This window comes from Amycolatopsis jejuensis, from assembly GCF_000717335.1.
GTDB classification, from domain to species: domain Bacteria; phylum Actinomycetota; class Actinomycetes; order Mycobacteriales; family Pseudonocardiaceae; genus Amycolatopsis; species Amycolatopsis jejuensis.
This window is the reverse complement of sequence record NZ_JNYZ01000024.1, coordinates 111,519-135,623: the sequence shown is the minus strand read 5'-3', so window position 1 is coordinate 135,623 and position 24,105 is coordinate 111,519. Positions and strand designations below refer to the sequence as shown.

General features: G+C 70.2%; 21 protein-coding genes and 1 pseudogene. 12 read left to right on the top strand and 10 right to left on the bottom strand.

What is annotated here, in order from left to right:
• Positions 1–50: 50 nt before the first annotated feature.
• On the bottom strand, positions 51–764 hold the full coding sequence (locus OO71_RS30650; protein ID WP_033293425.1) for a hypothetical protein: 714 nt from the start codon (positions 762–764) through the stop codon (positions 51–53).
• A gap of 203 nt (positions 765–967) precedes the next feature.
• On the bottom strand, positions 968–2,941 hold the full coding sequence (pknB, locus tag OO71_RS30645; RefSeq protein WP_033293424.1) for a Stk1 family PASTA domain-containing Ser/Thr kinase: 1,974 nt from the start codon (positions 2,939–2,941) through the stop codon (positions 968–970).
• A 92-nt stretch (positions 2,942–3,033) separates the two neighbouring features.
• Here pknB and OO71_RS30640 point away from each other — a divergent pair, with 92 nt between their 5' ends.
• The 3 genes from OO71_RS30640 (at position 3,034) to OO71_RS30630 (ending at position 6,985) form a co-directional block, all read left to right on the top strand.
• Positions 3,034–3,402 carry an Rv2175c family DNA-binding protein gene (locus OO71_RS30640; RefSeq protein WP_033293423.1) on the top strand — a complete coding sequence of 123 codons (369 nt, stop codon included), beginning with the start codon at positions 3,034–3,036 and terminating at the stop codon, positions 3,400–3,402.
• A 219-nt stretch (positions 3,403–3,621) separates the two neighbouring features.
• Positions 3,622–5,829: a hypothetical protein gene (locus OO71_RS30635; RefSeq protein ID WP_156096619.1), complete on the top strand. Its 2,208-nt coding sequence runs from the start codon at positions 3,622–3,624 to the stop codon at positions 5,827–5,829.
• A 160-nt stretch (positions 5,830–5,989) separates the two neighbouring features.
• Entirely contained in the window at positions 5,990–6,985 is a 996-nt protein-coding gene (locus OO71_RS30630; protein ID WP_245633828.1) for a S53 family peptidase, read from the top strand.
• A 195-nt stretch (positions 6,986–7,180) separates the two neighbouring features.
• Here the strand turns inward: OO71_RS30630 and OO71_RS50415 are convergent, their stop codons facing one another.
• Positions 7,181–7,336 (bottom strand): hypothetical protein, encoded by a 156-nt coding sequence (locus OO71_RS50415; RefSeq protein ID WP_156096618.1) that lies wholly within the window; start codon positions 7,334–7,336, stop codon positions 7,181–7,183.
• 99 nt (positions 7,337–7,435) lie between these two features.
• On the opposite strand from OO71_RS50415, the pseudogene OO71_RS49335 reads away from it, so the two are divergent.
• Positions 7,436–7,771: pseudogene (locus OO71_RS49335) on the top strand (CGNR zinc finger domain-containing protein); the annotation flags it as partial.
• Here OO71_RS49335 and OO71_RS30625 read toward each other — a convergent pair.
• The 4 genes from OO71_RS30625 to merB form a co-directional block, all read right to left on the bottom strand.
• On the bottom strand, positions 7,750–8,661 hold the full coding sequence (locus OO71_RS30625; protein WP_033293420.1) for a phytoene/squalene synthase family protein: 912 nt from the start codon (positions 8,659–8,661) through the stop codon (positions 7,750–7,752). The pseudogene OO71_RS49335 and the gene OO71_RS30625 sit on opposite strands and share 22 nt — an antisense overlap.
• Positions 8,658–10,133, bottom strand: a complete 1,476-nt coding sequence (crtI, locus tag OO71_RS30620) for a phytoene desaturase family protein (RefSeq protein ID WP_033293419.1) — start codon at positions 10,131–10,133, stop codon at positions 8,658–8,660. The genes OO71_RS30625 and crtI overlap by 4 nt, the downstream gene beginning before the upstream one ends.
• Entirely contained in the window at positions 10,133–11,224 is a 1,092-nt protein-coding gene (locus OO71_RS30615; RefSeq protein WP_033293418.1) for a polyprenyl synthetase family protein, read from the bottom strand. The genes crtI and OO71_RS30615 overlap by 1 nt, the downstream gene beginning before the upstream one ends.
• 73 nt (positions 11,225–11,297) lie before the next feature.
• Positions 11,298–11,942 (bottom strand): organomercurial lyase, encoded by a 645-nt coding sequence (gene merB / locus OO71_RS30610; RefSeq protein WP_033293417.1) that lies wholly within the window; start codon positions 11,940–11,942, stop codon positions 11,298–11,300.
• A 101-nt stretch (positions 11,943–12,043) separates the two neighbouring features.
• On the opposite strand from merB, the gene OO71_RS30605 reads away from it, so the two are divergent.
• The 3 genes from OO71_RS30605 (at position 12,044) to OO71_RS30595 (ending at position 16,489) form a co-directional block, all read left to right on the top strand.
• Positions 12,044–12,928: a methylenetetrahydrofolate reductase gene (locus OO71_RS30605; protein ID WP_033293416.1), complete on the top strand. Its 885-nt coding sequence runs from the start codon at positions 12,044–12,046 to the stop codon at positions 12,926–12,928.
• A gap of 30 nt (positions 12,929–12,958) precedes the next feature.
• Positions 12,959–14,620, top strand: coding sequence for a DUF885 domain-containing protein (locus tag OO71_RS30600; RefSeq protein ID WP_033293415.1), 1,662 nt, complete (start codon positions 12,959–12,961; stop codon positions 14,618–14,620).
• 939 nt (positions 14,621–15,559) lie between these two features.
• A complete protein-coding gene (locus OO71_RS30595; RefSeq protein ID WP_033293414.1) occupies positions 15,560–16,489 on the top strand; it encodes a DMT family transporter in 930 nt (309 codons plus the stop codon).
• Here OO71_RS30595 and OO71_RS30590 read toward each other — a convergent pair.
• Together OO71_RS30590 and OO71_RS30585 are read right to left on the bottom strand one after the other, a co-directional pair.
• Positions 16,428–17,000, bottom strand: coding sequence for a GNAT family N-acetyltransferase (locus OO71_RS30590; protein ID WP_033293413.1), 573 nt, complete (start codon positions 16,998–17,000; stop codon positions 16,428–16,430). The two genes, OO71_RS30595 and OO71_RS30590, sit on opposite strands and share 62 nt — an antisense overlap.
• A complete protein-coding gene (locus OO71_RS30585) occupies positions 16,997–17,521 on the bottom strand; it encodes a YbaK/EbsC family protein (RefSeq protein ID WP_033293471.1) in 525 nt (174 codons plus the stop codon). The genes OO71_RS30590 and OO71_RS30585 overlap by 4 nt, the downstream gene beginning before the upstream one ends.
• Positions 17,522–18,069: 548 nt before the next feature.
• Between OO71_RS30585 and OO71_RS30580 the strand changes: the two genes are divergently transcribed.
• The 3 genes from OO71_RS30580 (at position 18,070) to OO71_RS30570 (ending at position 20,331) form a co-directional block, all read left to right on the top strand.
• The gene (locus OO71_RS30580; RefSeq protein WP_425388711.1) at positions 18,070–18,621 is read left to right on the top strand and encodes an SAV_6107 family HEPN domain-containing protein; all 552 of its coding nucleotides are present in this window, start codon (positions 18,070–18,072) and stop codon (positions 18,619–18,621) included.
• Positions 18,611–19,378 (top strand): maleylpyruvate isomerase family mycothiol-dependent enzyme, encoded by a 768-nt coding sequence (locus OO71_RS30575; RefSeq protein ID WP_033293412.1) that lies wholly within the window; start codon positions 18,611–18,613, stop codon positions 19,376–19,378. The genes OO71_RS30580 and OO71_RS30575 overlap by 11 nt, the downstream gene beginning before the upstream one ends.
• A gap of 197 nt (positions 19,379–19,575) precedes the next feature.
• On the top strand, positions 19,576–20,331 hold the full coding sequence (locus OO71_RS30570; RefSeq protein ID WP_051792468.1) for a VOC family protein: 756 nt from the start codon (positions 19,576–19,578) through the stop codon (positions 20,329–20,331).
• A gap of 909 nt (positions 20,332–21,240) precedes the next feature.
• Here the strand turns inward: OO71_RS30570 and def are convergent.
• Positions 21,241–21,741 (bottom strand): peptide deformylase, encoded by a 501-nt coding sequence (def, locus tag OO71_RS30565; RefSeq protein WP_033293411.1) that lies wholly within the window; start codon positions 21,739–21,741, stop codon positions 21,241–21,243.
• A 349-nt stretch (positions 21,742–22,090) separates the two neighbouring features.
• Here def and OO71_RS30560 point away from each other — a divergent pair, with 349 nt between their 5' ends.
• A complete protein-coding gene (locus tag OO71_RS30560; RefSeq protein WP_033293410.1) occupies positions 22,091–22,942 on the top strand; it encodes a geranyl diphosphate 2-C-methyltransferase in 852 nt (283 codons plus the stop codon).
• A 24-nt stretch (positions 22,943–22,966) separates the two neighbouring features.
• Entirely contained in the window at positions 22,967–24,085 is a 1,119-nt protein-coding gene (locus OO71_RS30555) for a family 2 encapsulin nanocompartment cargo protein terpene cyclase (RefSeq protein ID WP_033293409.1), read from the top strand.
• Positions 24,086–24,105: the final 20 nt, after the last annotated feature.

The window sequence follows — 24,105 nt, the reverse complement described above, 5'->3', positions numbered from 1 at the left end:
GTGACCGGCGGGTGGTCGCTGTGTTTCGCGGGCGCTAACTACCCGCGGTTTCACTCACCCGGGGCACCCGGGATCCGGCGCGGCAACCGCTGCGGCAACCCGCCGGTCCCGTTCACCCCGTTCGTCCCGTTCACCCCGTTCATTTCCGCCGTGACCTGCCGCATCGCGACGCCGTTGCCCGGCCGCCGGGCCAGCCCCGGCCACAGCTCACCGGCCTCCCGCGCGGCCTCGCGCAGCTGCGTGCCGTCGAGCCCGGTGCGCGTTTCCGGGATGTCGCGGTCGAGCCACTGCACGACCAAGTCCAGCGTCCCGTCCTCGGGCAGCGGCCACACGAAGACCCGGTGCTCGTGGTGGAACTGCGAGCCGCTGCCGCCTTCGACGCGCAGCACCGGCTCGTGCGGCTCACCCGCGGTCGGTACCGAAATGGCCTCCGAGCTGGCCCGGCTCCCGTCCGGGAACAGCACGCCGACCAGCAGGGAGTTGTAGTCCGGGATGCGCCGGTGGCCGATCAGCGGCCCGCCGTCCATGGCGTCGCGCGAGTACACCGCGATCCGCAGCGTCATCGCCTCCGGCCACACCTCGACCGACCGCAGCGCGACGATCGTGCGGTCGGACCGGCCCAGCGGCATCGCCCACGGCAGCAGCGCGGGCACGATGTGGTCGGCGGGCGGGCCGGTCCACGGGCGTCCTTCGTAGCCGAACAGCTCCTGCTCCCGGACCGGGAACAGAGGCCGCTCGCGAGGGCCGTCGGAGAAGAAGCTCATCGGCCCGTCACAGCCCGTGCGGGACCGAGGCCCGAGCCACCGGGGACAGCGCCGTGGTGCCCATGTCCGACATCCCGTCCGCACCGTTCAGGACCACCAGGTGGTCACGTTACCGAAATGCCTGCACCCCGGGTCGGTGTGCGGCCAGCTGTTGTGCTACCACAGCCTGCGGGTACTCCGCCAGTGCCGCTGTGGCCCGCGTCTCAGTCGCCGAACCCGCGGATCTTGACCTTGGTGCCCTTCGGCACCAGCGAACCCGGCTGCGGATCCTGCTGCATCACGAAGTTGAACCCGCCGTGGCCGCCGCCGCCCTTGCGGTCGACGTCGAGCCCCGCGGTGCGGAGGATCTGCGCGGCCTCGTCGAACTGCTTGAACCGGACGTCCGGCACCTGGACCGCGTTCGAGACGTAGACCTTGATCTTCTTGCTTCCGGTGGAGTTCGCCGGCGGATCGGTGCGGGTGACCGCGCCCGCGGGCACCGTCTGCGAGAACTCCTCGCCGCCGTCCTCCGGCTGGAACCCGGCCTGCTGCAGCAGCTGGAAGGCCTCGGCCTTCGGCCGCCCGGTGACGTCCGGTACCGGCGGCAGCGGCTCGGGGCCCTTGGACAGCACCACGGTGACCTGGCCGCCGACGTTCACCGGTGTCCCCGCCGCCGGGCTCACCCGCACGACGGTGCCCTCCGGCGCGGTGTCGCTGTACTCCGGCGTGCCCTGGGCGACCTTGAGCTGCTGCTCCTGGATCGCCTTGGTGGCGTCCGCGAGCGAGGCGCCCACCCGGATGTCCGGCACCTTCGGCCTGCCCTTGGACACCACCACGGACACGGTGGCGTCCTGGTCGAGCTTCGTGCCCGCCGCCGGGTCCACCTTGATCACCTTGTTGGCGGCGACGGAGTTGCTGAACTCCTCGCTGTAGCGCGGGTTCAGCTTCGCCGCGCGCAGCTGGTCGCCCGCCTCGGCCTGGGTGAGCCCGGCGAGCTTCGGCACGGTCGTGGTGGTGGGCCCGGAGTCGGTGAGGATGTAGGCGAACGCGCCGATCAGGCCGCCCAGCACGAGCACCCCGGCGACGATCAGCGCGATGACCTTGCGCCGGTCGCGCGGCTTCGGCGCTTCCGGGGCGGCCGCTGGTGGCTGAGCGGGCGGTGGGGTCGGCGGCATGGGCGCCCTGGTCATCGCCCGGGTGCCGCGCGGGCCGGACACCGGCATCGTCTGCTGCACCGCCGGGATGTTCGGCATCGTGCGCTCGACGTCGGCCACCCGGTCCTCGTCCGGCGGCGGGGGCACCGGCACGGCGACCGGCTGCAGGCCCAGCTCGGCGCGGACGGCCTGCAGCTCGGCGAGGAACTCCCCGGCGTCGGCCGGACGCTGCTCCGGGTCGCGGCGGGTGGCGCGCAGGATCAGCTCGTCGAGCGCGGGCGGCAGGTCCGGCCGCAGCTCGCTGGGACGGGGTACGTCGTCGTTCACGTGCCGGTAAGCGACCGACAGCGCGGTGTCACCGGTGTAGGGCAGGGCGCCGGTGAGCATCTCGTACAGCAGGATCCCGGCCGAATACACGTCGCTGCGGGCCGTGGTGTCGCCGGTGGCGACCTGTTCGGGCGCGAGGTAGGCGACGGTGCCGAGGATGACGCTGGAGCTCGTGGTGCCCGCGCTGGCGACCGCGCGGACCAGCCCGAAGTCGCCGACCTTCACCACGCCGCCGGTGAGCGGCCCGCTGCGGCCGATGAGCACGTTCTCGGGTTTGACGTCGCGGTGCACCAGCCCGGCGGCGTGCGCGGCGGCCAGCGCGGCCAGCACCGGCTCGGCGACGCTGAGCGCGAGCGGGACGTCCAGCTGGCGCTGCTCGGCCAGCAGGTCACGCAGCGTGCCGCCGTCGACGAGCTCCATCACCAGGAACGCGAGCCCGGTGTCCTGGCCCATCGGGGTGTCGAAGCCCTGATCGTGCACGGCGACCACGTTCGGGTGGTGCAGCTGGGCGGCCGATCGCGCTTCGCGCACGAACCGGTCGACGAACGAGCGGTCGTCGGCGAACCGCGGATCCATGATCTTGATCGCGACGGCCCGGTCCAGCCGGGTGTCCAGCCCCCGGTAGACGGCCGACATCCCACCTCTGGCCAGCAGCCGGTCCACGCGGTACCGGCGTTCGAGCAGAGTGCCGACGAGGCTGGGCTGGGTCCGGGTCACGGTGGACGATCGTACGGAAGACCGGCCGCGCCCGGGTGGGTCACCCGTCCATACCAGTGGGGATGGCGGGCGAATGTGGCACAGTGTCACCTGTGAGTGGGATACCTGTCGCCGACGACGTCCTCGACACCGCGGTCGCGGTCCTGCCGCTGCCGGAGGTGGCCACCGCGCTCGGGGTCTCGGCCAGCAAGGTCCGCCAGATGCTGCGCGACGGGCAGCTGATCGCGGTGCGGCGCAGCGGTGAGCTGTACGTGCCCAGCGCCTTCTTCGTCAAGGACGGCGTGGTCAAGGGCCTGGCGGGCACCATCACGGTGCTCGCGGACTCCGGCTTCAGCCGCACCGAGATGCTGCGCTGGCTCTTCACCGCCGACGACACGCTCCCGGGCAGCACACCCATCAACGCCCTGCGCACCAGCCACGGCACCGAGGTCAAACGGCGCGCGCAGGCGATGGCGTTCTAGCCCGTCCCTGATCACCCACTGTAGGTTTTCGCGCTCGCCCTGGTCGCGGGCGCTTTTGTGCTGCGCTCGTCCGGTCGGCTGACAAGATCCGCCGTCCCGGACAGAAACCCGGGTAGTCGTTGACGCGCACAATTGGTCCAGTCCATCCTCCGGAACGGGTTCCCACCGCACATCCTGCTCGGCTCACCGAACTTCCCCGGACGGAGAGGAGCATCGGGCATGCGAGGACGGGTTTCCGGCAGACGCCGCGCCGCCGTGGTGATCGCATTGGCGCTGGGCGGTTCGGGTGCACTGGCCCCACCGGCGCTGGGCAGTTCCGGTGCACCGGCGGGAGCGGCGACCGTGGCGGCCTTCACCGAACCGGCACAGCTTGCCCACGAGGTCACGTTGCCCACCGGCGACCGGGTCACGGTGCGGCCGGACGGCGGGACGAGTTTCGCCCAGCCGGCAGAACGCAAAGCGTTCCAGACGTACCAGCTCGACGGCGGCCATCGCTACGTCATCCCGAGCGACGCGGCCCCCTTCCTCGGCCGCCTGGACAGGTCGCTCTTCGACGTGACCGCGCTGGCCACCGCGGAAGGCGGGAAAATCCCGCTGGAGCTGACTTTCCCGGCCGGAGTGACCCCGTCCGCGCTCCCCGGGATCACCCTCACCTCGGCGAGCGGCCCCACCGCGACCGGGTATCTGACCCCGGAATCCGCGCCCGCGTTCGGCGCCGAGCTGCACCGGCGGATCGCGGCCGACGTCGCCGCCGGCCGCTCGGCAGGCAGCAGCGCCCTTCCCGCCACGATCCGGCGGGCCGGGGCGCCCGGGGAGGAGCAGACCGTCCAGCCGCACTTCCCGATGCGGATCCTGGAGGTCCGTCTCACCGATCTGCAGGGCAACCAGGTGAACGGCCGGGTGTCGCTGGTCAACATCGATTCCGCGGCCAAACTGCTTCGGCACGTCGACGTCGACGGTGTCACCCGCATTGCCGTGCCGGAAGGGCGCTACGCGGCGTCCGCGATCTTCAGCGACCGGAACGCCGCCGGGGACCTGACCGCGGTGCGGACCTCGTGGGTGGAAGGGTTCGTCGTCGACGCTTCCCCAGGGGTGAAAACCCTTACCGTGGAAGAAAAGAAGGCGACTGCGGAGGTGAAGGTGGCCGCGCCGAAGGGCGCGAAGGAAGACATGGTCAGCAGCTCCTTCTACCGGGAAGACCCGACGGGGCGCGGATTCGCCAGCGGGGTCATCTTCCGCGGCGTGCCCCAGTACGTCGCGCCGGTGCCGCGGCCGGACCGGGGGCTGTTGCACTACGTCCTGCAGTGGGGCGGGAAAGCGCCCGGGTCCGAGGTCCGGCACGACCGCGTCGACCTTTCGTTCTCCACCGAGGGTCTGCCCGCCGACCCGTCGTTCACCACCCCGGAAAGCGAGCTCGCCACTGTCCTCGACCGGATGTACAGCGATCCCGCGGACACCGTGCCGGTCGCGCTCGAGAACGGCCCGGTCGACCCGGTGATCCTGCGGCACGGGCTCGGCGCGGACGGGTTCTACCTCCCGGCGCCCGGGGTGCGCACCGTCTATCTCGGCACTTCGCACACCACGGAATGGCTGCAGTACGAGATGAAGGGCTCGACGCGCCAGCTGATGACGGCCGACCCGCACACCTTCCGGCCGGGCACCACCACGACCGTCGACTGGTCGCGCGGCCCGCTTTCGGCCGGTCTCGGACACTGGACGCGCGAAGCTTCGTGTTACGCCTGCGCCTCCGGCAACACGGTTTCGCTGGCTGTCCCCGTGTTGCGGGACAGCGTGCCGGATCACACTGCGGTACATCTGTTCTACTCGCCGCGTACGCATTATTCCCTTTACTGGAACGACAAACAGGTCTTCGACGAGGACGGCGCGTACGGCGCGGTCATCTCGGTGCCCAAGGCCCCGGCCACCTTGCGGGGTGTGGTGGACGTCGACCGGAGCGCGATGCCCGGCGTCAGCCAGGCGACCCGCTTGCGGACCGAGCTCACCGTGCAGTACGACCCGAACGCCAGCGGCCCTCCGCTCCCCGCGCCGCACACCTGCCGGGCCACTGATCCTTCGCAGCCGTGCCGGATTCTCGGTGCGCTGACCGTGGACTACCGGCTGGAGTCCGACCTGGCCACGACGTCGCATTCGCCGCTGCAGGTGCTCGGCCTGCACGTCGGGCACGTCGGCTACAGCGGTGCCGGTGCGCATTCGCCGATCACCTCCGCGACGGTTTCGGTGTCGTTCGACAAGGGCGTCACCTGGAAACCGGCGCCGGTGGCCGGGCTGTTCGGCGAATACGTGGCGATGTGGCGGAACCCCCCGGAGGCCGCGGGAACGTCGCCGGCGCTGAAGGTGACGGCACGCGACCAGGCGGGTAACGCGATCACGCAGACGATCGAAAACGCTTACACCATCGGGAGATGAGACGAGAATGTCCAGAACTCGCCGCTGGTTCGTGCCACTGGCCGCCGCGCTCATCGTGCTTGCCCTTCCTGCTCCAGCGTCTGCTGCCCCACGGGATGTCTGCGGCCCGGCCGCCCCCGGATTCGCCCGATGTTTCGCGAAACTACCTGGTGGGCAAAGGATGCATGCCGCTGCGAGGCCCGCCGGATACGGTCCGGCCGACCTCCGTTCCGCCTATCGCCTGCCGGACACCGGTGGCGCCGGAGAGACGATCGCCATCGTGGACGCCGGTGATGCGCCGACCGCCGAAGCGGATCTGGCCGTGTACCGACAAACCTACGGCCTTCCACCGTGCACGACCGCGAACGGCTGCTTCCGCAAGGTGAACCAGCGCGGTGACACCGATCCACTGCCTCCTCCACAGGGCGGCTGGCAGCTGGAGATCGCGCTCGACCTGGACATGGCGTCAGCGGCGTGCGCGCAGTGCAAGATCCTGCTCGTGGAAGGTGATGACGCGTCGCTGGAGGCGTTGGGGATTTCGGTGAACACAGCAGTGAAACTGGGCGCGACGATCGTGTCGAACAGCTATGGTGCGGCAGAAAGTCATTGGTCAGGCGATTTCGCTTCATACTATCAGCATCCCGGTGTGGCCATGGTCGTGTCGAGCGGTGACAGCGGATTCACCGTACCGAGTGCTCCTGCGGTCTACTCGAGCGTCATCGCAGTCGGCGGTACTTCACTGTCCAAAGCGGACAATGCACGAGGCTGGACCGAGTCGGCGTGGAAGGCTGCCGGCAGCGGATGTTCCGCCTGGGTACCGAAACCTTTGTGGCAAAAGGATCCGAACTGCCCAGGCCGGACCACTGCGGACGTCTCGGCGGTCGCGGACCCGGACACGGGCCCAGCGGTTTACGAGACGTCGTACACCTCCGGCTGGTCAATAGTCGGCGGCACAAGCGCGTCGGCCCCGTTCATCGCGGGAGTGATCGCGCTGGCCGGCCACCACGGCGAGTACCCGGACGCGTCGCGGATCTACGCGCACGCCACGCAACTCCACGACGTCGTCACCGGAAACAACGTCCAGGGCGAACAATGTGGAGATTATCTCTGCACCGGAGTACCCGGCTACGACGGCCCGACCGGGAACGGGACGCCGAATGGGGTTGACGCGTTCTGATTGTCCACAGTGGATCTCAGCCGCACAGCAGTGTCCGGCGAAAGCGGTAACGGCCGCTTCGCGAGTACAGCGTTCGCGAGGAGCGAAGCGACCGACAGTGCGACAAGCAACAACGTGCCGTAACCCGCGCCGCCTAAGCGTTGCGCGCCGTCGACGTCGCCGTGGAGCGCCTGAGCGCAGCGTTGCGGGCGAGAATCAGCGCGGCGTCGTGCGTACGGCGAGGCACCACGCGAAGGGCACCTCGGCAAGGACAAGCGCTCCTGCGACTGCCATGGCGACCGGTGCGCCCGCGAGAGTCGCGAGGACGCCTGCGAGACCCGGACGGCAAGGGCCTGCCGCAGTGAACGTCATGGCGTCGAGAGTGCTGGCCTTCTCCAACCGCGCCGGTGGTACCAACGCTGGCAGCTGCGCGGTCCAGCCACTTGCGATCGCGGGCGCGAGCAGCCCGGCGAGTTGCGAGAGGTCTTCGCGGCTCCGGACGAAAGCACGGCAGCTGAGGTGCTCAACCGGCTCTTCGCGAAGTACGCAAGCCCACCGCGATTGACCGCCCACCAGGGCTTCGGCTGGCACCTGCACGTGGACGCGGCGGATGACGGTCCATGGGACGCCTGGCTGATCACGTCGTCGGCGCTGGCGCTGGCGTCGTTGCTGGCTGACCGCCTGTGCGCATCGGCGTCGTGCGGGAAGCCGTTCGCGCACCTCGGCGGGGGGAGTCCGCGCCGCTATTGCTCATCCCGTTGCGCGACAAGGGAACGGGTGGCAGCTCACCGCGCGCGAAAGAGCTGATGCCGTGCCCAGGTGGTGAGCGCAATGCCGATCCGGCGCCCCTTGCTGACCGTCGCGCGCCGGTTCAGCACCTCGTAATCCATCGCTTCGATCTCGTCAAGAATACCTTCGTACAGCGTGAGCGACGTCTGCACGCAAGCGCGGGATTCCGGACGCAGCAACGAAATCCCGGCTTCTGCCCGACGATACACCGCCCGGGTCCGCGAAACCGCAACGGCCAGCGCGGCCCGGACCCGCGGGTCCGGGCCGTTTTGCCGCGCTCGGCAAAGGACCGCGCGGTCTACCCCGAACGCGGCCAGTTCTTCCGTCGGCAGGTACAACCGGCCGCGGTCGAGGTCTTCGCCGATGTCGCGCAGGAAATTGGTGAGCTGGAACGCTTCCCCCAAGGCCGCCGCGCTCGATTCGGCTGCCGCGAGGGGGACCACCGTGCCCAGAACCGGCAGCATCTGCAACCCGATCACGCCCGCCGAGCCATGGATGTACTCGGCGAGATCGGCGTACGTCGCGTACTCCGTCACTGTGAGGTCCATCCGCATCGAATACAGGAAGGCATCGATGAGCTCGCGGCGGATTCCGTAGCGCCGCACCGTGTCCGCAAGCGCGGACAGCACCGGGTCGGCCGGTTCGCGGCCGTCGTAGACCTCGTCGACGAGCCCGGCGACCTTGTCCAGCGCGACCGCCGGATCGGTGCCGGGCTCGGGGTTGTCGACCAGCTCGTCGGCCATCCGCGCGAAACCGTACAGCGCGTGCGCCGCCGGTCTCGCCCGCGCCGGAAGCAGCCGCGTGGCAAGGAAGAAGGTGCGGCCGTGGTGGGCGTTGATGCGCCGGCATTCGGTGTACGCGGCGCGCAGCAATGGTTCCGCGATCCCGGCCGCGTCGAGCTCGGTCACCGGCCAGTGATCCGTTCCGCGGCGAGCCGTCCGGAAATCAGCACCGGCGGGATGCCGACACCCGGCGTGGTCCCGCAACCCGCGAGCACCACGTTACCCGCGGCCCGCACCAGATTTGCCGGACGGAACGGCCCGGTTTGCGGGAAAGTGTGCGCGAGCGAGAACGGCGTGCCTGCCGAAAGGCCGCGCGCTGCCCAATCCGCTGGCGTGAGCTGTTCGTCGGCCCGGAATTCGCCGGAAAACCCGGTGAGCCCGCGGGATTCCAGCGTACGCACCAGTTCCTCGCGATAAGCCGGCCCGACGCGCGCCCAGTCGACCGGGCCGGTCCGCAGATTCGGCGTCGGCGCGAGCACGGACACGATCTCGCCGCCGTCACCCGCGAGTGTCGGCTCGGTCGCCGTGGGACGTGTGACCAGCAGCGAAGGGTCGCTCATCAACCGTCCTTCGCGCACGATCTCGGCAAAGGTACGTTCCCACGCATGGCCGAAGAAGATCGTGTGGTGGTCCAGCTCCGGCCATGAGCGCTTCGCGTGCCCGTGCAAGACGAAGGCCGACGGTGAGTACTTCAACGGCAGTACGCGTTTAGGACGTGCCCCAAGTAGCCGGTACGCAGCCGACAGCTCTGTCGCGAGCACCACGGCGTCACACTCGATACGTTCGCCCGAACGCGTGCGTACAGCGCGTACGCGGGACGACACTCGCTCAAGCCACGCTGCTTCGGTCCCGAACCGCAGCTCGGCACCAGCGCGCGTCGCAGCGTCGGACATCGCGCGGGCGATCGCGCCCATACCGCCGCGTGGGTAGTACACGCCGCCCACTGTGTCCATGTACGCGATCACGCCGTACGCACCCAAGGCGCGCGTGGGGTCTAGGCCCGCGTACAGAGCCTGAAAGGAGAAGAGCCGCCGTACGCGCTCGTCACGCAAGAAGCGCGCAACGCGCGGCCCGAGCCGACCGAAGCCGCCGAGCGCGGTGAGCTTGAGCAGTTCGGGGTGTACGAGGTCCAGTGGCGAGTCGAAGTTCGCGCCGATGAAGCGGTCCTTCTGCACCGCGTACAGGTCCGTGAGCCACCTTCGCAGCCGTCGGTAGCCCTGTGCCTCGGACGGACCGGCGAAGGCGCGGATCTCGGCCTCCATCGCTTCGCCGTCAGTGTGCAGCGCGAGTGTGCTGCCGTCCGCGAAGCGGGCGCGGTACGCCGGGTCGAGCTTCGTGAGCGGCACCGTTGCGGCGAGCGATTCACCGACCGCGTACAGCGCTTCGTCGACCAGTTCCGGCATCGTGAGCACAGTGGCGCCGGTGTCGACTGCATTCGTGCCGAAATCCTGCTGTCCCGCCCGTCCGCCCGGCGTCTTCTGTTGCTCGAGCAAGGTGACGCGGCGGCCCGCGCCGAGCAGATGCAGGGTCGCGGACAGCCCCGCGAGGCCTGCCCCCACCACCACGACGTGGTCGGTGGGCCCGGGCACCGTCCGCATCAGGAGGTCCGCTGGGTCGCCAGCCGGATCAGCCCGGCAAGCGCCGACGGCGCCGGTTCGGCCAGGTGCGCCCGCTCCAGCGCGGCCGTCGCGGACGCGGTCAGCTCGTCGATCCGGCGCTCCACCGCGGTGACCGCGCCCACCGAGGTCAGCGCGTCCCGCACCCGGTCCACCGCAGCCCCGGCCAGGTCGGCGTCGCCGATCGCGTCGGCGATCACCCGGGCCGCGGCGTCGTCGCCCTGCTCGGCAGCCAGCTGCAGACCCAGCGCGACGAGCAGGGTGCGCTTGCCTTCACGCAGGTCGTCACCTGCGGGTTTGCCGGTGACCGACGGGTCGCCGAAGACGCCGAGCAGGTCGTCGCGCAGCTGGAACGCCACGCCGACGTCGCCGCCGAACTCCAGGAGCGTGGCGATCAGCTGCTCGTCGGCCCCGGCGAGCGCGGCGCCGAGGTGAAGCGGCCGCTGCACCGTGTACGCGGCCGTCTTGAGCCGGTCGATCCGCAGCGCGGCCTCGGGCGAAGCGTCGCCGACCGCCTGTGTACGCACGTCGAGGTACTGCCCGGCGAGCACCTCGGTGCGCATCGCACGCCAGGCCGGCCGCGCGGCGGCGATCGTGGCGGCGGGCAGCGGGGCCTCGGCGAACATGTCGTCGGCCCAGGCCAGCGCGAGGTCGCCCACCAGCACCGCGCTGGCCAGCCCGAACGCGCCGGGCGAGCCGAGCCAGCCGTGCCCGGCGTGCTGCTTCGCCGCGGCGACGTGCACGGTCGGATTCCCGCGGCGCGAGTCCGAGGAGTCGATGAGGTCGTCGTGGATCAGCGCGCACGCCTGGATCAGCTCCAGGCTGGACACCACCTGCAGCGCCCCCTCGGCGAGCGGTCCGGACGCCGCCCCGCCTGCGCCGCGCCAGCCCCACCACGCGAACGTCGGCCGGATCCGCTTGCCCCCGCCCAGCACGAAGCCGGACAACGCCTCGATCCCGGCCGCCACGCTCGGTTCGGTCGCCACGATCGCGTCCCCGGCGCGGCCGAGGAAATCGGCCAGCGCACGCTCCACGTGCACAGGGAGATCGGCGTCGAATCCGGACGTGTCCATGGCGCCATCCTCCGGGACACCTACCCCCGAGGTCACGCCGGGTGCCCCCGGATGTGGCGCACGAGACGCCGGGTCAGACCTGCTCGAACACCCCGGGATACCCGCTCGCCGCGAAATACTGCGCCGCCTCCGCCGGTCCACGCGGACGGTAGCCGGGTTCGAGACACCCGGTGTACCAGTCCTTCGCGAGGTACCACAGCGTTTCAAGGCCGAGCACCGTACCCGGACCGTCCACACAGGACTCGCCGCAGAACAGCCGCTGTCCCCGGCGGTCCTTCTCGAGCCGGTCGGGCGAGGCCGGGAAGTACGCCAGCTGCCCGCCCCGAGGCGGCTCGTCGCGCCGCACGACCAGCGCGGACGGCTCGCCGCAGCCGGGACAGCGCGTTGCGACCAGCACCTCCGGCTCGGTGGCCACGACGTGCGGGATCGCGAACGAGTCCCACGCGCAGCCGCCCCACCACATCGTGTGCTCGCCCATCACCGCGAACCCGAGCGGGACCGCCGCGAACGGCGCGGCCAGCGCGACGTGCTCGCATTCGTCGAGCCACAGCCACCGCGGGTCGGCCATCCGGTGCAGCGCCTGCTTGGCCACCGCGAGCGACCCGTGCGCGGCATTCGCCAGCTCGGGAGCGGTGGGCGGCCGCCCACGGGTGGCGAAGGCGTGGTAGACGGCGAGGCGCACGTCCTCGTCCCAGGCAAGATCGTCGTCACTGCTCATCCGCAGCTCCTCCCCGGAGGGTCCGGATCCGACGGTACGCGTGGCCAAGGCCACGCGGCAGCCCTGCCACCCGTACTGACCGCCCACTACCATTTCATTCCATGACGTCGGTGATCGAGAGGCTGCAGGGGGACGCGCCCGCGTTCTCCGTCGAGTTCTTCCCCCCGCGGGACGAGGCCGACGAGGCCATCCTGTGGAAGGCCATCCGCGAACTCGAGCCGCTGGACCCGGCGTACATGTCGATCACCTACGGCGCGGGCGGATCGAGCCGCGACGGCACCATCCGCAGCATCGCCCGCGTCGCCACCGAAACCACGCTGTGCCCGATGGCCCACCTGACGGCGGTCGACCATTCGGTGTCCGAATTGCGGAACGTGATCGGCTGGTACGCGGCAGTCGGCGTGCGCAACATCCTCGCGCTGCGGGGCGACCCGGTGGGCGATGTGTACGGCGACTGGGTCCCGCATCCCGAAGGCCTCACGTACGCCGAGGAGCTGGTGGAGCTGGTCCGGTCGCTGGGCGATTTCTGCGTGGGCGTCTCGGCGTTCCCGTACGGCCACCCGCGCTCGCCGGACCTGGAGTCGGACACGAAATACCTGGTCCGCAAGTTCCGGGCAGGCGCGGACTTCGCGATCGCGCAGCTGTTCTTCGAGGCCGAGGACTTCCTGCGGCTGCGCGACCGGGTCGCTGCCGCTGGCCGCGACGAGCTCGTGCTGCCCGGCATCATGCCGCTCACCACGCCGCGCACGCTGCGTACCACGATCAAACTGTCCGGCGCCCCGGCATCGCAGCGGCTGCTGGACCGGCTCGAACCACTCGAGGACGACCCGAAGGCGTTCCGCGCGGCCGGGATCGACTGGGTCACCGAACTGTGTGAAAAGTTGCTCGCCGAGGGCGTGCCGGACCTGCACTTCTACACGTTCAACCGATCCAAGGCCACGCGTGAGGTGGTGACCCGGCTCGGGCTCGTCCCCGCCCGCGCGTAATTGTCGTACCGGGCCGGTAGCGTGCCCGGCATGGCTTCCACCGAAGAGATCTGCAACCGGTACGTCGACGATTACGTGGCGCTCGACCCGGTCGCAGCCACCATGCTCGGCGTCGCGGGCTACGACGACCGGCTCACCGACTATTCGCCCGCCGGCCACGACGCCCGCGCGGAGCTGGCGAGGCGTGCGCTGGCCGCGGTCACCGCCGCCGAACCGGCGGACGCGGGGGAGCGGGTCGCGAAGGCGGTGTTCACCGAGCGGGTGGGCCTGGAACTGGAGATCCACGACGCGGGTCTCGACGCGGCGGCGCTCAACGTGATCGAAAGCCCGGTGCAGGGCCTGCGCATGGTGTTCGACCTGATGCCCACGGACACGCCGGAGGACTGGGCGAATATCGCGGCGCGGCTGCGGAAGGTGCCCGAGGCGCTGGCCGGAGTCCGGGCTTCCCTGCTCACGTCGGCCGACGCCGGGCGGGTTTCGGCGCTGCGGCAGGTCGCGAAGGTCGCCGAACAGTGCGAGACGTGGGCCGGGCTCAAGGACGGTCCGGGGTTTTTCGAGAGCCTGGTCGCCGACGCCGGGACGCTGCAGTCCGAGCTGGCTGCGGGTGCCCGGGTCGCACAGGAGGCGTTCGCGGAGTTCGCCGGGTTCCTGCGAGCCGAGCTGGCCCCTCTGGCGCCGGAGAAGGACGCCGTGGGCGAGGACGTCTACCGGCTGTGGTCGCGGTATTTCATCGGCGCTTCGCTCGACCTGCACGAGGCGTACGAATGGGGCTGGCACGAGTTTTCCCGCCTGGAAACGGAGATGCGCGCGGTCGCCGGCCGGATCCGGTCCGGTGCCACCCCAGCGGAGGCCGCCGAACTGCTCGACGCCGACCCTCGTTACCGGATACAGGGTCGTCCCCAGTTCGAAGCCTGGATGCAGCAACTGTCGGATGACGCCCTGAAGTCGTTGCGCGGCAAGCACTTCGACATCCCCGACCGCTTGATGGCGCTGGAATGCCGCATCGCCCCGCCAGGCGGCGGCGTGGGCGCGTACTACACCGGCCCGAGCGAGGACTTCAGCCGCCCCGGCCGGATGTGGTGGTCACTTCCGGCAGACCGCAACGAGTTCACGACGTGGCGCGAGGTGTCCACGGTGTACCACGAGGGTGTCCCAGGCCACCACCTGCAAATCGCGACGGCCGTCAACCAAGCCGAGACCCTCACGAAGTACCAGCGCTTGATGACGTTCATTTCGGCCCACGGCGAGGGCTGGGCGCTGTACGCGGAACGCCTGATGCAGGAACTGGGCTACCTCTCCGACGACGGCAACCTGCTGGGCATGCTGTCCGAGCAACTGTTCCGCGCCGCCCGCGTGGTCGTGGACATCGGCATGCACCTGGAACTGGAAATCCCGTCCGGCACCGGCTTCCACGAGGGCGCACGATGGACCCCGGAACTGGGCCTGGAATTCATGCTCACCCGCACGATCACCGACCAGGCCCACATCCACGACGAGATAGACCGCTACCTGGGCTGGCCAGGCCAGGCCCCGTCGTACAAACTGGGCGAACGCCTGTGGCTCACGGCCCGCGATGAAGCCCGCCACCGCCTGGGAAGCGCCTTCGACATCAAGGATTTCCACACAAAGGCTCTTCTGATGGGCGGCATGGGCCTGGACACGCTACGGGAACAACTGTCCCGATTGGACTGACGCGGATGCCCCCGGCCGGGTGTCCTTCCAGGCCACTGGGCCGGGGTTGTTTCTCATTGGACACCGGCCGAGGCGTTTCCTAGGGTCACCGGGCCGGTTTCCTCGGGAACGCGCGTTCGCCGGAGTGTTGGCGAGGTTTGCTCCCGACAAGCACACCCCTGCACCGCAGGGGTCGGTTTGGTATGCCCTGCGTCGCAAGGTCGGTAGGTATGTCCCGCGTCGGCGGAGTCGGTAGGCATGTCCTGTTTCGCGGGCCAGACATGCGTGCCCTGCACCGCAGTCCTTGCGGACTTGTGGCGCGGTTTCCGCTGCCGCACCTCGCCCGGCCGCTTGCGCGCCGCCAGCTTGCCCGCCGCCGCTTGCCCGGCCGTTCAGCCGGTCCGGTCCCCGCAGCCACCCGCCCGTCGTCCGCTTACCCGTCCCCTGGCCGCCCCTTGTCACCGCTCCCACCACCGTCTTTCCCCTCGCCCCTCCACCTCGACCTCAGCTCGCCGGGGGTCGTCCCCACCCATTCCTGCCTCTCCATGAACCCACCCCGTCTCCATTGATCCGAGTCGTCTCCACCCCTCCGCCAGGCAGCCACCGCCCGCCAGGTCACCGCTTCCCCTGCCGCAGCCTGTCCATCACCGCCCCGCCCACCGGCACCGCCCTGCCCACCGGCACTTCGGCACTGTCCGCCGTCACCAACGCCCGCAACCCACTCCAGCCCTTCCACCACCCCCCGTCACAAATTCCATCGACCCCCACCCCGCTCCCGGCTAAACTCCCGCCCGTGCATCGGATCTTTCTCGTCACCCCACCCCCGCACGCCTGAGCGGGGTGGTTTCCCGTCGCAGGTCCCAGGGACCCGCGGCTGCTCGCTGATGCCCTGAACCGGCCGCAGCGCACTGCCCCGCGTCGTCGACGTCCGATTCCTTCGACGCAGGAGCCTTCTCACCGATGCCCGCACCTTCGCGCGCCCGTTCCACGGCCGCCCTCGTCATTGCCGGAATGCTGTGGGGGACCGGCGGTCTCTCCGGTTCCCTCCTCGCCCAGCGAGCCGGTCTGCATCCCCTCACCGTCGCCACCTACCGCCTCCTCATCGGCGGCGCAGCATGCGCGACGTACGTCGCCCTAACCGGCGGACTGCGCCTCCCCGACCGTCGGCAGTGGCGTCGCCTTCTCCTCATCGGCGCACTCTTCGCCGTATTCCAAGTCAGCTACTTCGCCGCCGTAGCACTGAGTTCCGTCAGCGTCGCGACCATGACCACCATCGGCAGTTCCCCCGTCGCGCTAGCCGTCGCGTCTGCCATCCGTACCCGCCGAGCCCCGCGTACGGCGACACTGCTGTCAGTCTGCGGCGCCGTCGCCGGATTGGTGCTACTGCGCTGGTCCCCGGACGTCGCCGCGCAGCCGGCCGGAATCCTCTTCGCGCTCCTCGCCGGAGCAGGCTTCGCCGTACTGACCACAGTCACCGCGAAGCCCGGCCTAGACCCCATAACGACCACTGCGTACGGCTGTCTCATCGGCGGTGTCCTGCTGACCCCCGCCGCAGCGTGGCTGGGTATGGCGCTACCCCTGAACGTTGACGTACTGCTCGTAGCCGCGTACTTCGGCATCGTGCCGACAGCAGCCGCGTACGTCGCGTACTTCAGCGGCCTGGCTGGCGCGCATCCGGTACTCGGTGCACTGTCGGCGTTGCTGGAACCGCTTACCGCGACAGTGCTGTCCGTCGCCTTCCTGCACGAAAGCCTGGGCGCTGTGGCGTGGACCGGCGCCGCGCTGCTCGTCGCTGCGCTGGGCGTCGGCTACTGGCGGCCCGAACCGCTCAGCTCTGCTCCAGCGGCAGCGACCGGCCGAGAATCGCGAACGGACGCGGGTCGCCGGTGAAGTGGTAGTCGCGCAGCACGTCGACGAACCCGGTGCGCCGGTACAGCTTCCACGCCCGGCTCGTCCCCTCCGGCGTGGACAGCAGGACGTTGGCACTCGGGACGCCGTCGAGCAGGCGGCGCAGCAAGTCCTCGCCGATCTGCTTGCCCTGGCTCTCCGGGCGCACGTGGATCTCGGTCAGCTCGAAGTAGTCCGACAGCCACCGGTCGGCCGCCTCGGGCCCGGATCGGCGGGTGAGGCCGTGCCGCACCTGCTCGTGCCACCACTGCCCGGCGCGCCCCTTGTACCCGTAGGCGAGGCCGAGGAGGACCCCGTCGTCGTCGAGGGCGGCCATGCAGCGCCAGCCCTCGCGCAGCGCGTGCGTGAGCCACATCGGCGCACGCTGCTCGGCCGTGCCTTCGGGGTAACGCATGGCGCTCACGTAGATCGCCAGCGCCTCCTGCAGGCGGGACCGGAACTCGTCGGCGGAGAGCTGCACGTAGCGGGAGCACCCGGAGGACATCGCGGTCACGATCGACCATCCTCCCCTTCCCCCGCGAGATCGCCCGGAGTACCCCCGGTGAGCTCGACGAGGTCGTCGAAAGTGGTCGGGAAGACCGACTTCGGGTGCCCGGCCGCAGCCCACACCTCGGGGTACTCGCGCAGCGCGGTGTCCACGAGCGTGACCAGCTTCGCGGGATGCCCGACGGGCGCGACCCCGCCGATCGGCTGCCCGGTGTGCTCCCGGACGAACGCCGCATCCGCCTTGCCCGCCTCGGCGAACCCGGCGAGCTCGGCCAGCCGGGACTCCTTCGCCCGGTGCGCACCGGAGGTGAGCGCGAGCAGCGCGGCCTCGGTGCCGTCGGCAGTGCGGGCACGGAACACCAGGCTGTTGGCGATCGCCCCGACCGGCACGCCGAGGGCCTCCGCGGCCTGCGCAGCAGTGCGGACCTCGGCAGGCAGCACCCGCACGCCGTCCGCGGCGGACTGCTGCCCTGCCTCGGCCAGCACGGCGGTGACCTTGGCGACAGCGGGATGTTCGAGGGAACTCACCCGGTTATGAGACCACGACAGGGTGGCCGTGTCCCGCACCACGTACCCGGATTCCACCGGCGGGGTTGAGCAGACCCGCCGGCACGGCTACTCTGGAAACTGTTCGAACAGACGTTCGACATCCGGTGGGAGCGAGCCGGGCGGTCCCGGGGTGGGGGAAGCACCTCGGGACCACCCGGACCCACCCGAGCAGGAGGAGGGTCGCCATGTCCGTCTCGATCGTGTCCCCCGGGGAGCCCGGTTCCGGACGCGGTGCTGCCATGGGTGGTTCTGCTGCCGGGTCGTCCTCCGCTCCCACCGACCAGCCGGAACCGGGAGCAACCGGTGCCTCCGTCGAGCAGCCTCCGGCTCGACCCACTGTCGACCAGCTCGAGCTGGCAGCAACCCGCGCCTCCGCCGAGTGGCCTCCGGCTCGACCCACTGTTGGCCAGCTCGAGCTGGCAGCAACTCGCGCCTCCGTCGAGCAGCACCCGGCTCGTCCCGCCGTGACCAGGTCTTCGATGCGCCGCGAGTCCGGCCAGCCGGAGCCGGGAGCAACCCGTGCCTCCGTGACCAGGTCTTCTACCCGCCGCGAGTCCGGCCAGTCCGAGCCGTCAGCACCCCGTGCCTCCGTCGAGCGGCACCCGGCCCGACCCACTTCGACCAGGTCCTCCGCACGCCGCGACCCCGGCCAGTCGCAGCTGCCCCTGTCCCTGCGCCCCCCCGCGCCCCCGGCAGCGGCGGCCCTGCTCGCCCAGGCCAAGCGCGGCCTCGACCACGCCGCCAACGAACGGGACCCTGCCGAACGCTTCATCGGCGCCTACCTCGCCGCCCTCCGCGGCGCGGCGGCGGTGCTCGCCGTGCACGGTCGTCCGCGCCGGGGCCGAGGGCGGCCCGCCAGCGGCTGGGTGCTGCTCGACGCCGTAGCCCCCGAGCTGCGGGAATGGTCGGCCTTCTTCGCGGCCAACTCCGAAACCCGTGCAGCGGCCGAGGCAGGCATCACCGGCCGCGTCACCGCCGATTCGGCGGCCGGCCTGCTGCAGGCCACCGCCCAGTTCCTGGAGCTCGTCCGCCGGGTCGTGCACGGCCTGCCGATTTCCGGCGAAGCCCATGTCGCGTGAGCTCGGCACAGTCGACCACGGCCGGCTGCTCGAGGCGTTCTCCGTCGAAGCGCAGCTGCTGGCGGACGTCGCGCACTCGGCGTCCCCGGATTCGCCCGTGCCCACCGCCCCGGGCTGGACGCTGAACGAACTCGTCCAGCACGTCGGCAGCATGTACCAGCTGGCGCTCGGCTGGCTGCGCGAAGGCAGGCAGCCTGCGCAGTGGCAACGCGACCCGCTGCCGGGCCAGCCCGTCGCCGAGTTCTACGACGCCGCCCGCGAAGAGCTCGCCGCCGAGCTGTCCGTGCACGACCCGGTCACCCGCGCCGCGACCTGGTGGCCCGCCGACCCCACCCACGGCTTCTGGCGCCGCCGCATGCTCCACGAAACCCTCGTGCACCGCGTCGACGCCGAAAACGCCGCGGGAACCGGCGAACCGGCAGTCCCGGACGACCTGGCCGCCGACGGCGTCGACGAAGCCCTCACCCTCTACTTCGGACACCGCCTCACCACCATGGGCGTCTCCGGAACCCGAAGCGGCACAGTGGGTTTCCACACCGGCGGCCACAGCTGGATAGCCAGAGCCGGCCCCGGCGAAACGGAAGCCTGGCGCTGCTCACCCCCCGAAGCCGACACCGCCGACGCCATCGTCACCGGCCCACCGGCGAACGTGTACCTCTGGCTCTGGGGCCGAGTCCCGGTCACCATGGTCCACACCGACGGCGACCACGAGCTGTCCGCCCAAACCTGGGCCCTGCTCCGCCTGGCCACCCGCTGACCCCCGACCGCCACCGGACGAACCGCAAGCGGGGAAGCTTCCCGGTTCACCCCGGTCCGCGGCAGGATACGGACCGCCGGACGACGAGGATTTCGCTCCCTCCACGTCCGGCAACCCCTTGGCACAGCAGAAAACCCACCAGCGAGATCTTTCCCGGCCCGCAGTTTTTGTCGGTGCTCCCGGCTAACGTGACGGGCATGGCAACACATCTGGACACCCTGGTCGTCAACGCCCGGCGGCCGGGTGAGCTCGCCCGGTTCTGGGCCACCCTGCTCGGCTGGCAGATCACCGTCGACCTGCCCGCCGAGGTCGCCGTCCCCGCACCCGGCGACGGCTGGAGTCTCGTCTTCGTCCCGGCGCCCGAACCGAAGACCGGCAAGAACCCGCTCCACCTGGACCTCGCCAGCACTTCCGACCAACACCAACGCAAAACGGTCGCACACGCGCTCTCCCTCGGTGCCCACCCCATCGACATCGGCCAGCGCGACGTGCCCTGGACCGTCCTCGCCGACCCCGAAGGCAACGAGTTCTGCGTGCTCGAACCACGCACCACCTACGCCGGATCCGGCGCAGTCGCGGCAATCGTCGTCGACGCACAGGACCCCGGACGCCTGGCGCGGTTCTGGTCACCCCTGGCAGCCTGGCCGATCACCGCCGAAGAACCGGGCATCACCACACTTCACAACCCCTCCGGTCGCGGCCCGACGCTCGAATTCCTCCGCACCGAAACCCCGAAACACGGCAAAAACCGCCTGCACCTGGAAGTCGCATCCACCCCCGACAGCAACCATGCCACCGAAGTCCGCCGAGCCCTCGACACCGGCGCAACCCTCGCCGACATCGGGCAAGGCAACACCCCACGGGCGATCCTCACCGACCCGGAAGGCAACGAATTCTGCCTACGCACCCCGCAACAGCCTTCGCACAGCACACCACATTCCGGCGAACCTTGACCGCCTCAGGGAACCTTCTTGACGGGCTGGAGCCAGCAGCAGGGGGTGAACGCGACGTCGACGCGGTCCTCGACCGGCACTGCTCGATCAGACACCGCTCAGCCGTAACCACGCACCGTGCGATGGCCACACCGTGAACCTCGCTGCCCAGGCCGCGCCGCGGACCTCGTTGCGCTGGCTGCGTCGTGAACCTCGCTGCGCCATTTGCACACCGTGCCGCGTTGGCCGACGGCTCGCGCCGCCGCGGGTCCCGCGCCGGGAAGCTTGTTGCGCTGGCCGGGCCGGGAAGCTTGTTGCGCTGGCCGCGTCGTGAACCTCGCTGCGCCATTTGCTCACCGTGCCGCGTTGGCCGACGGCTCGCGCCGCCGCGGGTCCCGCGCCGGGAAGCTTGTTGCGCTGGCCGCGTCGTGAACCTCGCTGCGCCATTTGCTCACCGTGCCGAGCTGACCGGCCGCTCACGCCACCGCGGGTCCCGCACCGGGGAGCTTGCGCTCAGGGCCGTGCCGCGGACCTGGCTGTGCCATTTGCTTACCGTGCCGCGCTGACCGAGCTCTCACGCCGCCGCGGGTCTCGCCTCGGGAAACTTGCTGCGCAGGGTGCGCAGCGACGCTCGCTGTGCTGGCCGCACCGCGAACCTCGCTGCGCCATCTGCGCACCCTGCCGCGTAGACGGAGCGCTCGCGCCGCCGCGGGTCCCGCACGGGAAACCTTGCGGCCCAGACAGCGCGCCACAAACGTAACTGCCCAGACCCCACCGCGAAGCTCGCTGCGCGATCTGCTCACCGTGCCGCGCTGACGGAACTCCCGCGCCGCAACGGATTCCGGCCCACGATCACAGCGAAGCCCAAGCACGACCTCCGCAAAAGGACCCCGTCCCAAACGAGCCGAACCCCGCAACCCGGAACCTGATTCAGCGATTCCAGAACCAATCCTTACCCCGAGCCTCACGCAGGGCCTGCTTCTTCCGATCGGGAGTAAGGCGGTCCAGATACAGCTTTCCGTCCAGATGGTCGGTTTCGTGCTGCAGACACTGCGCCATCACGTCCACGCCCTCGACCTCGATCGGCTCGTTCCGCAGGTCGACGCCGCGCACCACGGCGTGCTTCGCGCGCACGGTCGGGAACCACAGCTCCGGCACGGACAGGCAGCCCTCGCCGATCTCGTGCGTCTCTTCGGAAAGGTGGGCGATCTCCGGGTTGATCACGTACCCGGTCAGCCCGCCCACGTCGTAGCTGAACACCCGCAGCCCGACCCCGATCTGCGGTGCGGCGAGTCCGGCGCGGCCCTCGGGCTCGACGCCGTCGAGCAGGTCCTGCACCAGCGCCTCGATCTTGCTGTCGAACGTGGTCACCGGATCGCACACCGACTTGAGCACCGGGTCACCGAAATAGCGCAACGCGCGCATCGCCATGGTCGAACGTCCTTCCGCAGGGCCACGGGAAGTCTAGTGACGGCCGGACCACCGACCGGCGGCCCACGCACGGTTGCGCAGCGTCATCCACCCGGGGTGGTCGTGGCCTCGATCGGGTTCCGGCGCCACGGCGGCTTGCACCCCGTGCAGGGGCCTTTCTAGGCCAGACGAGCCAAGTACCCGCAATTTCCCCGGCCCGCGAGTGAAACCCGGCAACGCACCTTGTCCGTCCAAAACATTTCTCGCTAGCGTCGGGTGAAGCGGAAATGACTTCCGAAAGCGGGGCCGCGCACCGGCGCGGTTTCGGTGCGCGTCGATAACCCCATGCGGTCCGAAAGGAAGTTTCACGATGACCTCTGTTGCCCACCCGGTGACTCACACCGCATATCAGCAGTCGGTCGCCGACTACTGGAATGCAGAGAAGGACCCGGTGAACCTCCGCCTGGGTGACGTCGACGGTCTCTACCACCATCACTACGGTCTCGGCGACTACGACCCGGCGGTTCTCTCCGGCAGCGGAACCCCGCGTGACGAGGCGATCATCGCCGAAATGCACCGGCTCGAAACCGCGCAGGCCGACGTCCTGCTGCACCACCTCGGCCGGATCGAACCGGGCGACCGGCTGCTGGACGCCGGCTGCGGGCGGGGCGGCTCGAGTGTCATGGCGCACCAGCGGTTCGGCTGCCGCGTCGACGGGATCTCCATTTCCGAACAGCAGGTCGAATTCGCGAACGAGCAGGCGCGGAAACGCGGGATCGCCGATTCCGTGCAGTATCACCTCCGGAACATGCTGGACACCGGATTCGACAGCGGTGCATTTGCCGGAATCTGGAACAACGAAAGCACCATGTACGTCGACCTGAATGATCTTTTCGCCGAACACGCGCGCCAGCTCCGTTCCGGTGGGCGATACGTCACGATCACCGGGTGCTACAACGACGTCACCGGCGGGCGGTCGCGCGCGGTGAGCCAGATCGACCAGCACTACATCTGCAACATCCACGCCCGCAGCGACTACTTCACCGCACTGGCCGCCAACGGTTTCGTACCCATCAACGTCGTCGACCTCACCGCGGCCACCATTCCCTACTGGGAGCTGCGCGCGCAGTCGCCGGTCGCCACCGGCATCGAGCAGCCGTTCCTCACCGCCTATCGCGAAGGCAGCTTCCACTACCTGCTCATCGCCGCCGACCGCGTCTGACCAGCAGGTCCCAGGGAGGTCGCCATGTACGGAACCGCAGCCATCCGGCTCCATCCGGAGGCCGGGTGCACCACCGGCCTGCTCGGCGGGCCGCTCGGCTTGGGGACGTCGGCGGCGCGGATCGCGACGCAGTTCGCGCCGGTCGGCCCGCCCGATCCGGCGTATGCGGAACACCAATGGGGCGACGGCAGTGCATCGCCGCTGTACTGCCCGATCGTGGAGCGCGTGGACGAGCCGCTCGCCGAGGAGGTCGACCGGCGGCTGGTCGCGTGGGCGGAAGACTGCGGGTTCACCGGCGAAGGCTTGCACCAGATCGCGCACGCCGGGTTCGGCAGGCTGGTGATGCTCGCCCATCCCGATTGCGCCGATCCCGACCGGCTGCTGGTCGCCGCCCAGCTCAACGCGGCGTGGTGGGCGGCCGACGACTACTACGCCGACGACAGCACCCTCGGCGCCGCACCCACGGAGCTCCCGCCGCGCCTGGCGCTCGTCATGGCCGCGATGGATCCGGTCGCGCCGGCCGGCGAGTTCTCCGCACCGCTCGACGCGGCGCTCCAAGCGGACCCGATCCGGGTCGGGCTGCATTCGGCGATCGACCATCTGGGCAGGCACGGTTCGCCGGTGCTGGTCCAGCGGGTGTGCTACTCGACGTTCGCGATGTTCGTCAGCTGGGACGCGTACGCGGCCTGGCGGCACACCGGCCGGTATCCGCCGGCCTGGGAGTACCTGGCAGCTCGCCAGCACGACAGTTTCTACACATCCATGACCCTCATCGACGCCGTCGGCGGCTACGAACTCCCTGCGCCGCTTTACTACGACCCGCGCGTGCGAGAGGAGATGATGCGTGCGGGTACGGCGGCGGTGCTGGTCAACGATCTCTACTCGGTCGCGAAGGACGCGGCCGACGAGAAACCGGTCTGCAACATGGTGCTGCAGATCGCCGCCGACCGGAATTGCCCGGTCGAGGAAGCCGTGGAGATCACGGTCGGGCTGCACAACCGGATCGTCCGCGAGTTCGAGGAAGGACACCGGGCGCTGCAGGCGGTTCCTTCGCCGGAGCTGCAGCGGTTCCTCGACGGCGTCCGCGCCTGGATGGGTGGTGGCCTCGAATGGCATGCCACCAACCCCCGGTACCAATCCTGATCCCTGTGAGTGACAAGGTG

Excerpts from the sequence above, each read along its gene's own strand:
- OO71_RS30650 (WP_033293425.1), bottom strand. The coding sequence starts at position 764 with ATGAGCTTCTTCTCCGACGGCCCTCGCGAGCGGCCTCTGTTCCCGGTC.
- OO71_RS30635 (WP_156096619.1), top strand. The coding sequence starts at position 3,622 with ATGCGAGGACGGGTTTCCGGCAGACGCCGCGCCGCCGTGGTGATCGCA.
- OO71_RS30630 (WP_245633828.1), top strand. The coding sequence starts at position 5,990 with ATGCATGCCGCTGCGAGGCCCGCCGGATACGGTCCGGCCGACCTCCGT.
- OO71_RS50415 (WP_156096618.1), bottom strand. The coding sequence starts at position 7,336 with ATGACGTTCACTGCGGCAGGCCCTTGCCGTCCGGGTCTCGCAGGCGTC.
- crtI (WP_033293419.1), bottom strand. The coding sequence starts at position 10,133 with ATGCGGACGGTGCCCGGGCCCACCGACCACGTCGTGGTGGTGGGGGCA.
- OO71_RS30615 (WP_033293418.1), bottom strand. The coding sequence starts at position 11,224 with ATGGACACGTCCGGATTCGACGCCGATCTCCCTGTGCACGTGGAGCGT.
- merB (WP_033293417.1), bottom strand. The coding sequence starts at position 11,942 with ATGAGCAGTGACGACGATCTTGCCTGGGACGAGGACGTGCGCCTCGCC.
- OO71_RS30605 (WP_033293416.1), top strand. The coding sequence starts at position 12,044 with ATGACGTCGGTGATCGAGAGGCTGCAGGGGGACGCGCCCGCGTTCTCC.
- OO71_RS30600 (WP_033293415.1), top strand. The coding sequence starts at position 12,959 with ATGGCTTCCACCGAAGAGATCTGCAACCGGTACGTCGACGATTACGTG.
- OO71_RS30595 (WP_033293414.1), top strand. The coding sequence starts at position 15,560 with ATGCCCGCACCTTCGCGCGCCCGTTCCACGGCCGCCCTCGTCATTGCC.
- OO71_RS30575 (WP_033293412.1), top strand. The coding sequence starts at position 18,611 with ATGTCGCGTGAGCTCGGCACAGTCGACCACGGCCGGCTGCTCGAGGCG.
- OO71_RS30570 (WP_051792468.1), top strand. The coding sequence starts at position 19,576 with ATGGCAACACATCTGGACACCCTGGTCGTCAACGCCCGGCGGCCGGGT.
- def (WP_033293411.1), bottom strand. The coding sequence starts at position 21,741 with ATGGCGATGCGCGCGTTGCGCTATTTCGGTGACCCGGTGCTCAAGTCG.
- OO71_RS30560 (WP_033293410.1), top strand. The coding sequence starts at position 22,091 with ATGACCTCTGTTGCCCACCCGGTGACTCACACCGCATATCAGCAGTCG.
- OO71_RS30555 (WP_033293409.1), top strand. The coding sequence starts at position 22,967 with ATGTACGGAACCGCAGCCATCCGGCTCCATCCGGAGGCCGGGTGCACC.